Annotated in this window: 15 protein-coding genes and 1 riboswitch; of the genes, 1 reads left to right on the top strand and 14 read right to left on the bottom strand. The window is 48.4% G+C overall.

Features of this window, described 5'->3' with window-relative positions:
- Positions 1 to 4: 4 nt before the first annotated feature.
- From ACX4JR_RS08815 to ACX4JR_RS08750, 14 genes are all read right to left on the bottom strand, one after another.
- The gene (locus tag ACX4JR_RS08815) at positions 5 to 472 is read right to left on the bottom strand and encodes a flagellar hook capping FlgD N-terminal domain-containing protein (protein WP_476057710.1); all 468 of its coding nucleotides are present in this window, start codon (positions 470 to 472) and stop codon (positions 5 to 7) included.
- Between the two features lie 18 nt (positions 473 to 490).
- Positions 491 to 1081: a flagellar hook-length control protein FliK gene (locus ACX4JR_RS08810; RefSeq protein ID WP_476057709.1), complete on the bottom strand. Its 591-nt coding sequence runs from the start codon at positions 1079 to 1081 to the stop codon at positions 491 to 493.
- Positions 1082 to 1865: 784 nt separating this feature from the next.
- On the bottom strand, positions 1866 to 2309 hold the full coding sequence (locus ACX4JR_RS08805) for a flagellar export protein FliJ (RefSeq protein WP_476057708.1): 444 nt from the start codon (positions 2307 to 2309) through the stop codon (positions 1866 to 1868).
- A complete protein-coding gene (fliI, locus tag ACX4JR_RS08800) occupies positions 2306 to 3643 on the bottom strand; it encodes a flagellar protein export ATPase FliI (RefSeq protein WP_476057707.1) in 1338 nt (445 codons plus the stop codon). Before fliI ends, ACX4JR_RS08805 begins: the two co-directional genes overlap by 4 nt.
- Positions 3640 to 4362 carry a FliH/SctL family protein gene (locus tag ACX4JR_RS08795; RefSeq protein ID WP_476057706.1) on the bottom strand — a complete coding sequence of 241 codons (723 nt, stop codon included), beginning with the start codon at positions 4360 to 4362 and terminating at the stop codon, positions 3640 to 3642. The genes fliI and ACX4JR_RS08795 overlap by 4 nt, the downstream gene beginning before the upstream one ends.
- Entirely contained in the window at positions 4346 to 5356 is a 1011-nt protein-coding gene (gene fliG / locus ACX4JR_RS08790; RefSeq protein ID WP_476057705.1) for a flagellar motor switch protein FliG, read from the bottom strand. The genes ACX4JR_RS08795 and fliG overlap by 17 nt, the downstream gene beginning before the upstream one ends.
- Before the next feature lie 10 nt (positions 5357 to 5366).
- Positions 5367 to 6914 carry a flagellar basal-body MS-ring/collar protein FliF gene (gene fliF / locus ACX4JR_RS08785; RefSeq protein WP_476057704.1) on the bottom strand — a complete coding sequence of 516 codons (1548 nt, stop codon included), beginning with the start codon at positions 6912 to 6914 and terminating at the stop codon, positions 5367 to 5369.
- A gap of 30 nt (positions 6915 to 6944) precedes the next feature.
- Positions 6945 to 7238, bottom strand: coding sequence for a flagellar hook-basal body complex protein FliE (gene fliE / locus ACX4JR_RS08780; RefSeq protein ID WP_476057703.1), 294 nt, complete (start codon positions 7236 to 7238; stop codon positions 6945 to 6947).
- 35 nt (positions 7239 to 7273) lie between these two features.
- On the bottom strand, positions 7274 to 7717 hold the full coding sequence (gene flgC / locus ACX4JR_RS08775; RefSeq protein WP_476060520.1) for a flagellar basal body rod protein FlgC: 444 nt from the start codon (positions 7715 to 7717) through the stop codon (positions 7274 to 7276).
- Positions 7717 to 8121, bottom strand: a complete 405-nt coding sequence (gene flgB, locus ACX4JR_RS08770; protein ID WP_476057702.1) for a flagellar basal body rod protein FlgB — start codon at positions 8119 to 8121, stop codon at positions 7717 to 7719. The genes flgC and flgB overlap by 1 nt, the downstream gene beginning before the upstream one ends.
- Positions 8122 to 8286: 165 nt before the next feature.
- A riboswitch (cyclic di-GMP riboswitch) is annotated at positions 8287 to 8373 on the bottom strand.
- A 122-nt stretch (positions 8374 to 8495) separates the two neighbouring features.
- Positions 8496 to 8855, bottom strand: coding sequence for a flagellar protein FlaG (locus ACX4JR_RS08765; protein WP_476057701.1), 360 nt, complete (start codon positions 8853 to 8855; stop codon positions 8496 to 8498).
- A 27-nt stretch (positions 8856 to 8882) separates the two neighbouring features.
- The gene (gene flgN / locus ACX4JR_RS08760) at positions 8883 to 9353 is read right to left on the bottom strand and encodes a flagellar export chaperone FlgN (RefSeq protein WP_476057700.1); all 471 of its coding nucleotides are present in this window, start codon (positions 9351 to 9353) and stop codon (positions 8883 to 8885) included.
- A 12-nt stretch (positions 9354 to 9365) separates the two neighbouring features.
- Positions 9366 to 9743 carry a flagellar export chaperone FliS gene (gene fliS, locus ACX4JR_RS08755; protein ID WP_476057699.1) on the bottom strand — a complete coding sequence of 126 codons (378 nt, stop codon included), beginning with the start codon at positions 9741 to 9743 and terminating at the stop codon, positions 9366 to 9368.
- Positions 9744 to 9760: 17 nt separating this feature from the next.
- Positions 9761 to 11335 (bottom strand): flagellar hook-associated protein 2, encoded by a 1575-nt coding sequence (locus tag ACX4JR_RS08750; RefSeq protein ID WP_476057698.1) that lies wholly within the window; start codon positions 11333 to 11335, stop codon positions 9761 to 9763.
- A 243-nt stretch (positions 11336 to 11578) separates the two neighbouring features.
- Between ACX4JR_RS08750 and ACX4JR_RS08745 the strand changes: the two genes are divergently transcribed.
- Positions 11579 to 12754, top strand: a complete 1176-nt coding sequence (locus tag ACX4JR_RS08745; RefSeq protein ID WP_476057697.1) for a COG1470 family protein — start codon at positions 11579 to 11581, stop codon at positions 12752 to 12754.

Raw genomic sequence — 12754 nt, 5'->3', positions numbered from 1 at the left:
TTAATTATTTAACCTCAGGTTCTTGCCCGGGTTCTTCACCGGGTATTTGTTCGGGTTCTTCCGAAACGGGTTTGGTTATACTAACCAGCCGGCTCAATTCATAGCTGGTGCCGTTTACTACCAAAAGAGGTTCCCCGCCATCCATTATCACTTTATCGACAGTTCCCTGCATTACTTCCTCATTTTCACCCAGCACGTCAACTTCATGGCCGATGAGGCTGATTGCTCGGTTAAATTCCTGGGCTTCTAAAAGCCTTTCCATGCTTGTTGCGAGTTTTGTTATTTGTTCCATTGTAGTAAGCTGCACCATTTGGGTAATGAAGGAGTCGGAGTCCTGGGGATTCAAAGGATTCTGATAGTGCAGCTGGTTGACCAGTATTTTTAAGAAAGCGTCCTTATCCAGTTCTTGCTTGGGCTGTGTTGCTTGCCGGTTTTCAGTATAGATAAGGTCAGAACTTGGAGTTACCTGCATATTTTTGACCTCCCCTGGTTAAACCAGGTGATTTATGTTTATTGTTCCTGCAATGCTTATTGGCCCCGTCAGCGTTTCTTCTATAACCGGTTCATCCGGTATTGAGATCGATGGTTCTTTATTATTTATGGCATTAAATTGACCTTGCCGGAATTGGCCTTGTCCAAATTGGCCATTTTGGGCCCAGCTGTTGCTGCCGCCGTTATCCGATGAAGTTGATATATCATTGAGGTTAATATTTAACTGGGCCAGGTTTTCCTTTAGTTGTCCCATAGATTGATCCAGTAATTCCTTAGTATGGGCACTGGCGGCAATGAAGTGGGCTTGCAGGTTGCCCTGGTTATATACCAGGCGTATGGTAATCTCTCCCAGGTGTTCGGGCTTGAGTTTTATCCGCAGGGAAGTGGTTCCCTGGTTATTGGATACAGCTTGTTGAATGACCGGGGCTATGCGGGCGGCTAACTGTGCCGGTTGCGGCATGCTAGTGTTTGGATTTCCTTCGAGCTGTATGGTTGGGGTAATAGTTTTGGCTGGTAGTTGTTGATTTTGTTGATATAAAAGGTTATCTTGCCCGCTTTTAATTTCCCTGGCTGTGGTTTGCGTTTGCAACGATTTTTCATTATTTTGAGCCGGTAATTTATACCCCTGCATTTGAGTAAATAGATTAACGGTTACTTGTCGTTGTTGAAAATGCTTGAAACTTTCAGGCCTGGCTGGGTAGCTGTAATTGATTAAATTGCCAGCTGGCTGTGTAGCATTTTGCTCATTTTTAAGACTTGCGACCTGTATTTCAAGGCCAGGTGAGACCGGTTTATAACTGGGGCCCTGGTCTAATAATTTTGTGATTGGCTGCCAAGCTGATTGTTGGTTACCGGGGGTTGAAGGCATTGCTTTGGAATTTTGGGCAGGCTTGCCGGTCCAGGTTTGGCCGGGCGGGATATTGCTTGCTTGTATGAAAGTTTGTTCTCCCTTGGTGTTTGCAGCCCGCAAAATGTTTTCTAGATTTACCTGTGGTAACCCCCAAGTTTTTTCGGTTTGGTTCGAATAATTTAATAAGAGCTGGTATGCGTTTTTTGGCTTCAGCCCGGGATTCTGGGCCAGTTGCTTGAAATCTGTTTCTTCTGGGTTTGTAAAGATATCAACTAATTGTTCTATTACGGGAGATTCCCGGGAACTTAACATGCCGCTAATAAGAGAAATAACTGTTACATCATCTCCTGCCGGGCTATTACTCTTTTGCTGAAAAATTTTTCTTTTAGCTTGTCCCAATAGTTCCAGAAGTACGGCAAAATTTTTATCTCCGGCGGTTTTACCGCCAGGCTTTTGTTCTGGCTGTTCGCTTTTTGGTAATTGGGTTACGGGTGGAGTGTTTATTCCCAGTCACCTCCTTTGATTACCATAATGTTTTATCCCGGTGGCGTATACTTAACTGAGTTGCCAGTTCATCATTTATTTTTTGTTCTATCTTATTTAGTTTTTGCATGTATTTGGCATACTCATTTTGTTTTAGTTTCTCCAAAATAAGTTTTTGCTTGTGGGCCTCAACGGCTTCTCGGCGGTACTTTTCAAGATTTTGGGAAGCTTTGCTGACTTTTTGCTCCTGCTGCGCGGCTTTTGCTTTTAAATATTCACGATATATAAAGGCATTTACCGCGTCAAAGGAGTCCGTGATAGTACTGGTTTCCATTGCTTCCTCCAGGTTTTGCCGGATTATTTCCAGTTTTTCCAGCTGGTTGAGATATTCCTTATGTGCCCTCGCCCGGGCCTGCGCTGCTTCCTGTTCCCTTTTCTCGCGCTGTTTGAGAACCGGTTCCAGGCGGAAGTTAAACCCTGTCATTTACTGTCTCCTTTCGGAACGAGATTAAACAAGCGTTGCAAGGTATCGTCATAATCGGAACTTTCGTTGAGGTCTTGCTTTAAAAATTCCATAATTGCATCGCGGTATTTTATGGCTTCATCTACCTTGGGGTTTGAGCCGGATACATAGGCACCTATATTTATGAGGTCTTCCGCTTGTTTGTAATTGGCCAGCAGTTCCCTTATTTTACCTGCCTGGAGACGGTGCTCTTCCGGTGTAATGTCGGGCATAAGACGGCTTACACTGTTTAATACATCTATGGCGGGGTAATGATTCTGGGACGCCAGTTCCCGGGAAAGTATTATGTGTCCGTCCAGTATTCCCCGGACCGCGTCGGCTACTGGCTCGCTCATGTCGTCCCCGTCCACCAGTACGGTGTAAAAGGCGGTGATGGTTCCCCTGGAGGAAGTGCCCGAGCGTTCAAGCAGGCGCGGCAGCAGGGCAAATACCGAAGGGGTATAGCCCTTGGTGGCAGGCGGTTCTCCCACGGCCAGTCCCACTTCCCGCTGGGCCATGGCAAAGCGGGTGATGGAATCCATGAGCAGCAATACATTTTTGCCCCGGTCGCGGAAGTATTCCGCTATGGCGGTGGCCACAAAGGCCCCCTTAAGGCGTACCAGCGCGGGCTGGTCAGAGGTGGCGGACACTACGACGGATTTGGCCAGGCCGGACTCCCCCAGGTCGTTTTCAATGAAATCCAGGACCTCCCGGCCCCTTTCCCCTATCAGGCCGATGACGTTAACATCTGCCTCGCCGTAGCGGGAAATCATGCCCAACAAGGTACTTTTACCCACCCCGCTTCCGGCAAAAATGCCCACCCTCTGTCCCCTGCCGCAGGTAAGGAGGGCATCAATGGCCCGGATGCCGGTGGAGAAGATCCCGGTAATGGGCTTCCGTTCCAGGGGGTTGGGCGGTGAATTATCCACCGGGAAAGGAGTCCCGGGGAAAACCTCCGTCTTGTCGGCCCCGGAAATGGGACTTCCCAGCCCGTCCAGGATTTGTCCCAAAAGGTGGTCTCCCACCTGTACTTTAAGGGAATTTCCTGTGGGAATGACCGGGCAGTCGGGATAAATACCTTGCAGGTTGTCCAGGGGCATCATAATGGTTTTGTTTTCCTTAAAGCCCACAACTTCTGCCTGTACAGGATGCCGGCGTCCGGGAACCACTATATTGCAAACTTCGCCCACCCGGGCACTTATGCCCCGCACTTCAACAGTGAGGCCTATCACCCGGGTTACCCTGCCTACAGTTCGGAGGACCCGGCTGTTTTTTACCTTCTCCCGCCAGGGGGTAAGGTCTATGCTGCCTGTCATTCGTTTTTTCGTTCCACTCCCAGGCTTTCCAGTATGGCTTCCCAGCGGGCCTCCAGGGTGGCCTCTACCTTTCCGTGTTCTGATTCTACAATGCAGCCTCCCGGGGTAATTGAATCATCACTTAATAAGTTCAGGGAAGCGTGGGCAGGCAATAACCTTTTTAATTCTTCAGTGTTTTTTTCAAAGGTTTCCCGGTCGGCGGGGTTAAAAAAGATGGTTATATATTCTCTGTCTTTAACCAGCTGCAGGGCTTCCCGGGCTATGGCCAGTACCGTCTCGGGGTCTAAGGAGAGCTGCCGGGCTAAAATTTTTTCGGCGATGTCCACGCTCAGGCCTATAATTTCCCTTTCCAGGGATCCGAGGGTTTTGTTCCTTTGTTCTTCGGCTTGTTTTAAAACCTGCCGGGCCCGGCTGCGGATTTCTTCGGCTTCGGCCCGGGCTTGTTCTATTCCTTCCTGGTATCCTTGCTTGTAGCCTTCTTCCCTGGCTTTTTCCGCCAGCTGCTTGGCCTTTTCTTCGGCTTCCCTTTGGGCCCGCGCCAGAATCTGCTCTGCTTCGGCTCTGGCCCCGGCAATAATTTGCCGGCCGATTTCGGAGTGATCCACTTTTTCTTGAGGTTCCCGCGGCTCGGGGAAATCATGGCGCAGCTGCAGGGTCACTTGATGTTTACTTTCCCCGTTTGGAGGGATGCTCCTTATAATTTTAGGTGAGAATGGCATCTTCCCCACCCCGGGCGATAATAATTTCCCCGCTTTCATCCAGTTGACGGATTATCTGGACGATGCGCTGCTGGGACTCTTCCACGTCCCGGAGCCTTACCGGGCCCATGTATTTAATCTCATCACGCAACATATCCGCGGCCCTCTTGGACATATTTTTGTAAATTAACTCCGCCACTTCCTCGTTGGAGCCCTTTAAGGCCCTGGCCAGATCCTTGGAATCCACTTCCCTGAGCACCCTCTGGATGGAAGTGTCGGGTAATTTTACAATATCTTCGAATACGAAAAGATTATTGCGGACATTTTCAGCCAGGTCGGGGTCCTTAACTTCCAATTCTTCCAGTATAGTTTTTTCCGTTGACCGGTCCACCCTGTTCAATATTTCAACCAGGGGTTTCAAGCCCCCTGCGGTCTCATCGTGGTAGGAAACCACCGACAGTTTTCGTTCCAGTACTTCCTCTACGTTTTTGATTATTTCCGGCGATACCCTGTCCAGCAGGGCTATGCGCCTGGCTATGTCGCCTTGAGTTTCCGGTGGGAGGGATGAAAGTACCATGGCCGCCTGCTCCGGGTGCAGGTAGGTCAGAATAAGGGCGATGGTCTGCGGGTGTTCATCCTTTATGAAATTGATCAAGTGCTTGGGATCGGTTTTACGTAAATTGCTGAAAGGCCTCTTTTTGATGGTTAGTGCAACCTTTTCCAGAATTCGCGTGGCCTTGTCCTTTCCCAGGGCCTTTTCCAGCATCTCCCTGGCATATTTCAGCCCGCCGGTGGCCACGTATTCCCGGGCCTGGACAAGCTGGACAAATTCATCAATAACGGCTCTCTGCACTTCTTTGGGAACACGGTCCATCATGGAAATTTGCTGGCTGATCTTTTCAATATCCTCGTCATGAAAGTTCTGTTTAAGAATTTTTGCAGAGATATCCGAACCGAGGGCGATAAGCAGGATTGCTGTTTTTTGCAGCCCGGTGAGCTGGGGAGCGGCACACACAAGTAATCACCTACTCTTTGAGCCATAGTTTAAGTATTTCTGCCACTTCCTCCGGCTTTTCCCTGGCCAGATCCCTTATTTTCTGTCTCTGATCAGGCTTGGGAGGAATAATGGGTTCGGGTTCCGGCGGAGGTGGTGGAGGAGGGGCTTCTTCCGCTGCTTCAGGGGGGCGAATCTTGCGCTTCCTTAGCCTGCGCACCAGCAGGAATAATATTAACAGGAGCAACAATGTGCCCGCGGCGATACCCCCGGCCAGCCACGGGTTAAGCCGGGGAACAGCCCATTTTTGTGCTGCCGGTGTTTTTTCCTGGAATACTTCCTGCAAGCTGGTATCAAAGGGCATACTGGAAACGGTGATCTGATCTCCCCTGGTGGGGTCATAGCCAACTGCGGAGGCGATAAGCCTCTGAATTTGGTTAAGCTGGCCGGTGCTGGGGGGGGTTCCGTCGGCGTCCTCCAGTACCTTCTGATCCACCACCACGGCCACGGAAAGGCGCTTTACCTCTCCCGGACTTTTGATCAAAGTTTCCTGGTAAACGTCCGTCTGGTAATTGGTAATTTGCTCTTCCCGGTTTAAATTTTCCCGGTTATCTTCTGTTATTCCGGGAAAAGTACTAAATTCACCGTCGGTACCGCCGAACCCGCGGGCGCCGCTGCTGGTGCCCTCTTCCGTTACCGTTTGCCGGCTTATTACCTGCCCGGGCCCGTAGATGGTACTGGTGGATTTCTTTTGGTCGAAATCCAGCTCCGCCGTGACCATGGCCACCGCGGCCCCCGGCCCGAAGATGCGGGACAACATCTGCTGGATACGGGTTTCCAATTGTTTTTCAAAATCCCTTTTTAACTGCTGCCAGGTGGCCGATTGCCGGGTGGTTATTCCCTCATTTTCACGCGCTAAATTATCGTTTAATATGTTGCCTTTTGTATCTATAATATGTACATTTTCCGGCTGCAAACCTTCCACCGCACCCGTAACCAGGTTTATTATCCCCTGTACCTGCTCCGGCTGCAGGCGGGCGGCGCTCTTCAGCCTGAGGACTATGGATGCCGAAGGTTTGGTTTCTTCTTCCGCAAAAAGGCTTCTTTCGGGAAGTACCAGGTGTACCCGTGCCTGTTCCACCTCGTCCAGCTGAACAATGGTGCGCCGGAGTTCTTCCTGTAATGCCCGCTGGTACCCTACATGTTGTTCAAATTCGGTTATGCCGAATTTTTGCTCGTCAAACAGTTCAAATCCCTTGTCCCCTCCCGGCAGGGCGCCGGAACTGGCAAGTTTGATACGGGTTTGATAGACCTGGTTTTCCGGAACTTCTATGGTTTTACCGCCGTTGGTAAGGCGGTAGGGAACATTCATTGATTCCAGTTCCTCCACTATGGAGCCTGCTTCTGCCGGGTCCAGTTGGGTAAAAAGAGGTGCGTAAGCGGGACGCAGCAAAATTTGGCCGAGAAAGGTCAATGTAATAAGAATTGCCGCGCCGGCGACAACGAATGCAATTTTGCGCTTGGTATCCTGAGCTTGCCACCATTCCCGCAACCTGGCAAGCAGGTTATTGGGATTCATTGGACCACTCCTAGATGTTTGGCGGGTATATTATATCTGCATGCGCATCATTTCCTGGTATGCTTCCAGCAATTTATTGCGCACCTGAACGGCAAGTTGCATGCTCAGCTTTGCTTCTTCCAGGGTAATAATAACCCGGTGCAGGTCTTGAATATCTCCAGTAAGGAATTGTTTGATTGCCCCTTCCGCTTCTTTTTGGGACTTGTTCAGGTTTTGCAGCGACTGGTTGAGCATCTGGGCAAAAGATTCTTTCTTCTTGGAAGAGGCAGCGGATTGTTTTTCCGCTAGCGTTACAGGTTGCGGAAGAATCGCATTTATATTCAACCTTTACTCTCCTTTCCCGGGTAGGGTAAGTTATTTTAGCCCCGGCTTATCTCCAGTGCCGCCAGCGCCACGTCTTTGGCTGCCTGCAAAGCGGTGACGTTAGCTTCATATGCCCTGGTGGCAGCCATCATATTGGCTATTTCATTGGTTATATTAATATTGGGGTAGGCCACGTAACCCGCCTGGTTGGCGTGCGGGTGAGAGGGGTTATACACCAGCCTGGGCTCATTTTGATCTTCGAGAATTTTAATTACTGTAACCCCTCCCGGCCGGTAACCGGTACCGGCCGGGCTGTGCTTTAATTCCCTTTTTAAAACCTGGGAAAACACCGGGACTTGCCGCCTGTAAGGGGGATTTTTCCTGTCTTCGGGGCGTCCGGTGCTGTTCATATTGGCAATATTGTTGGCTATTGTATCCAGCCACAACCGGTTTGCCGTCATTCCGGAACCGCTGATGTCAAAGGCATCGAGCAAAATTATTACCTCCCTCCCCGGATTACTTCACTTATTATAGACTTGCGCATATTGAAAATTTGCGCTGCGGTACGGTAAACAAGGGTATTTCTGGCCAGGTTAATCATTTCTTCGTCCAGATCCACGTTATTACCATTTGCCCTCATGGTGGTATTTTCCATTTTAACCACTTGAGGCTCCAGTTGGGACAGAGTTGGTATGTTGGAAATGTGCCGGGGGTGGCTGGTTAAGAGTCGCGGCTGTTTTTTGCTTAAGGCTTTTTTTAATTCTCCCTCAAACCTTACCTTTGATTTTTTAAAATTGGGGGTATTTATGTTGGCTATGTTATCTGCAATTACCTTTTGGCGTAAATTTGCCGCATCCAGTTGTTTAATTAAAGCCAGGTTAATTTTGTTGTTATTGAAAAACATGACCAATCACCTTTGGAAATAACTTTTAACTTAAATGGTTTACTACTGGTGATAAAGGCATTATTTTTCTTTACTTCAACAAAATGTTTGAACATCCTGCAAGATATTTATTATATTAAAAAATCCTCCGGAAAAGGCCAGAGGATTTTGTGTAACCTGCTTTTGCAGGGCAGCTGGCTGTCATAGGCTCAAGAGCCCTTAGACCCTCTAGCTTTGCGCCATTACCTTTCGGTAATTTTGCCTAAATATGTCGTTGTATACCATAGAATATTATATAGTTTACTGCCCAGGAAAAGTCAATTGATAATTTATTAAATGTTATCAATTTGACCTAAAAAAACAAAAACCCGCTTTAATTGCGGGCGTTTCTCAGGCTAAATCAGCTCATCCACAATTATTCCCAGCATTTCCTTGATATGGGCCACAATCTGTAATATCTTGTCCGGGGGGATTTTCCGGATTACCTCTTTGGTTTCTGAATTTATTACCGAAATCTGCATTTCGCCGCTTTCTTTGTGCAGCTTAAACCGGAGTTCCGTATTATAGGTCATCATGGTTTTATTTAACTGCTCTATTGCTTGTTGTAGCTGCTGCTCGGAAGGTTTTTCCCTTTGACTGGTTTCCGGATTATTAAATGCTTCTATTTTTTTCCGGAAATTCTGTCTTAATTGAGGACTATCGGGAGATTTCCGAAATTGAGTAACACCGGAGGGGGCTGTGCCCTGGATTTTCACTCTTTCACCTTCTTTAAAATGCTCAACTTATTTTTTCTTATCCACAAAAAATCCCTGTACCTGCCGGGGTGATTTTGTATATGTTTTGACTGAAAGTTTCCCGGCCTGTAAAGATTTCATGCGGTCGAGCAGCCGGGACATGAACTCTTTAAACCTGGCCCGGTTGTCATCATTAATCTTACGCGCTTCTTCCAAAATTTCCGTGATATCGCTTATCATATCCTCCATGACGGCATAGAGTTCCCGCCTGCCGCCCGTCTTGTCGAGCTTTTCTTTTAAAAAAGGTATTTTCCGGTCGATTTGGTCTATCATGTCAATGTATTTTTGTCTCTCATCCAGCAAATCCTGCAGGTATTGTATAAATTTTTCGCCTGTGGTGTCCCTTGTTTTAAGCGCTTCAGCCTGCTTGCGGGTTAAATCCAAAATTTGCAGGGCCAGCGCCTTTTTTTCTTCCATTAACTCAAATAAATTTTGCAATATATTATCCCTGTCCGCCATCGCATTTATCCCTTATTTTCTTCCACCAGTCTGTTTTACGGCCTGTCCCCAGGCGTCCCGCAATTCTTCTACCATTCCCAGCACTTCCTCCAGGATGACTTTATCCTTTTTGATATTTGCTTCCACCAGCCGGCGTTTCATATAATCATAAAGGCTCATAAGATTATTGGCAATTTCATAGTCGCGGTTTAATGTATCCATAAGGTAAGAAATGATATCCTGTGCCCTTATGATGGCATTACTGGCCCCTTCAATGTTTTTATCGTCAATGGCCATCATTCCCTGCCTGATAAACTTTACGATTCCGTTATAAAGGGCAAGGGTCAATTCTCCCGGCGATGCGCTCTTGATGGCGTTTTCCCGGTATTGCTGGTAAGGGTTGGCGTTCATTAATTTTATACTCCTTTCTAGCCCATGCCCAGGCCCAGCTGCTGGGCCAGCCACAGGCTCTGCTGGTTCATCTGCTGAATGGCCTTTTCCATGGCGATAAACTGCCGCCAATAGCGGTCTTCCAGCTGTTCCAGGCGTTCTTCCCTGCGCTCTATCTCTTCTTGTATGCGTTCGATTTCCTTGCCGATGAAGCTGTTGTCCACCAGGCTGTAGTTGTTGTCACTGCCGGCCTTTTCGGAAATCCTTTGCATGGCATTGTTTACATCTTCATAAAGCCTCCTGGCAATGCCCATTTCGCTGTAGTCTTCAGAATCGTGGGTGAACAGTTCCATTACAGCCTGGGGGTCTTTTTCAATGGCGTCGCGCAGCTTTTCTTCATCTACCACCAGCTTGCCGGACGTATAATCCGCCGTGGTGGTGATGCCTATGTCGGCCAGGCGGTCGTAGTCAGGGTTGCTGGTTGGAACCACTGCCGACATGGTAAAGCGCATTTTAGAAAATATGCTGTATAAAATGGGGTCGTTGCGCAAAAGGCCGCTGCGGGCCTTTTCAATCCACCTGTCAATCTGGTCGTCGGTAAGCTTTTCCCTCTGCTCGTCGGTGAGGGGCATGTAGTCCCGGTAGCGCGGCTCGTGCAGTTTATCGCTGATGGCCTCGATGACATTATTGTATTCGTTTATGAAATTAACAATGGAATTGAAGACGGCGTCGGTGTCGCTGGTGATGGTGATGTTGACGTCGGTACCCGTGTCGTCTTTTAATTCCAGCGATATGCCATTGACAGTCACATTGTTGGTGGAACTGGTGAGGACGGTGTCCCCGAAGGTGAAGCTGGCGTCCTGGCCCTTTTGATTGGCAGGAAGATTCGCATAATTAGGATCGGTTTCGGGTTCATCGATTTTAAAACCGCTGGTTTTAAGTAATAAACCTAAGACGTTACTGCCGTCTGAACCGGTAGCATCTGATAAAAATCCGCTACTATCACTGATTACGTTAATAAATTCGTATTTTCCAGTTGATTCGGTGGTGAGGAAAAACCTGTTTAAAGTGGAGTCGTAACTTGCTTTAATGCCGAGGTCGGCACTATTTATCTCGGAAACTACTGTGTAAATGGTATCCGAGCCCGTATCGAACTCAAAGACTTGACTGCCTTTGCTTCCCTGCAGTTCAAAGCTTATGGTTCCGCTGAGGCCAAACTGCTCTGCCAGGGTTTTCGTGCTGCCATCCTCATTCTTTTCGTCGGCTAATCCAGACTGGCTGCCCTTGAAAACACCTGCTGCCAGCTGGCTTATGTTTACGATATAAGTTCCCGGTGCGGCACTGGGGTTTGCCGTGGCCGTAAGCACGCTTTCATCGGAAGAGGATGCTTTCTTGGCCAAATAAGTGGACTGCAGCTTCATATCAAAAACAATATCCCGGAAGCTGCGCAACCTGGTATTTATCTCCCGGTAATCTTCCTGTTTCCACTCCAGGATCTGTTTTTCCTGTTCCAGCTTCTGCACCGGTGCCCGGTGCGCCTTCATTAACTCTTCCACAATGGAATCTATATCCATCCCGGAGGCCAAACCGCCGATACGTAGATTGGAGAACATAATAACCCTCCCTAGCGCCGTCTGCTAATAACTTATTCGGCACAAAACATCTAAATATTTAGTACTTGAAGGGGAACTTTTTTAAGAAGGTTTTTAAGGGCCAGGCAGCCCGGGTACTTGCTTGACTTGTCTAACTTTTAAAGATAACATAATTTTGTGGAATACATCAATAACCTCCATGCCGCCTGCGGAGCAGCAGGTGGCGCAAGGCTTTCATATAAAAAACCTGTGGAGGTGGTATTGATGCAGAAAAAAAACAGCAAAGCAGCAGTCTTTTTCTTAACAATTTTAGTAATATTGGGTCTAATGGTGAACCCCTTTTCTGCCCAGGCCCGCACAGGTTTGGAACTGTCGACGGATTATCCCGGAATTACGATTACACCGGGAGAAGATCTTACCTTCGACTTGCAAATTAAAAATAACGGGCTGGCTTCACAGGCCGTTAAATTGAGCGTGAAGCAAAAGCCGAAGGGATGGAAAACAGTCCTTAAGGGCAACGGTAAAATAATTCACCAGGTTTATGTAGGCCGCAACTCTGCGGCGGGTGCGACATTGCATGTTAAAGTGCCGGATAATGCCTCCCCCGGCAGCTACGGCATTATAGTCGAGGCTGCCGGTGTAAGGGACGGCTGGGATAATTTGCGCCTCGATATTGCCATAACTAAGGAAAATATAGGACAAGACGAACTGGTGACCCAGTATTCAGAGCTCAAGGGGCCCGGTGATGCTACATACAACTTCAGGCTGGATTTATCCAATAACAGTTCCAAAGACCGCTCGTACAGCCTCAGCGCAAAGGTGCCTGAAGGTTGGCAGGTATCATTCACCCCGGCATATAAGGACCAGCAAATTGCCAGCTTGACCGTTAAGGCAGGCCAGACCGAAGGCCTCAATGTTATGATAGTTCCCCCGGCCCGGGTGAAGGCCGGCAAATACACCATACCTGTACAAGCAGTAAGCGGCAGCGAAAAGATCAGTACCGACCTGAATGTAATTATCACCGGCTCGTACGAACTGGAATTTACCACTCCTTCAGGCAGGCTGAGTGCAGACATAGTGGCGGGCAAAGAAAAGGAAATTACCATGGAAGTCCGCAATACCGGCAGCACGGAACTGCACGACATCAGCTTTTCCGCGCAGGCACCCCGGGACTGGTCGGTAAAATTTGACCCCGAAACCGTAGATGTGTTGAAGCCGGGAGAAACACGGCAGATTTCCGCCGTCATTAAAGCCAGCGGCAAGGCCATTGCCGGGGACTATGTTGTTTCTCTCAGTGCCGACACCAGAGAAACCCGTGATGAGGCTGACCTGAGGGTTACCGTTAAGACTTCCACTTTGTGGGGCGTACTGGGCCTGCTTATCGTTTTGCTGGTAATAGCCGGGGTATACAGGGCCTTTCGTGTTTACGGGAGGAGATAA

It is taken from the genome of Desulfofundulus sp. JL263-se (assembly GCF_056316025.1).
Note: the sequence above shows the minus strand (reverse complement) of the source record. Positions and strands in the feature narration are given on the sequence as shown.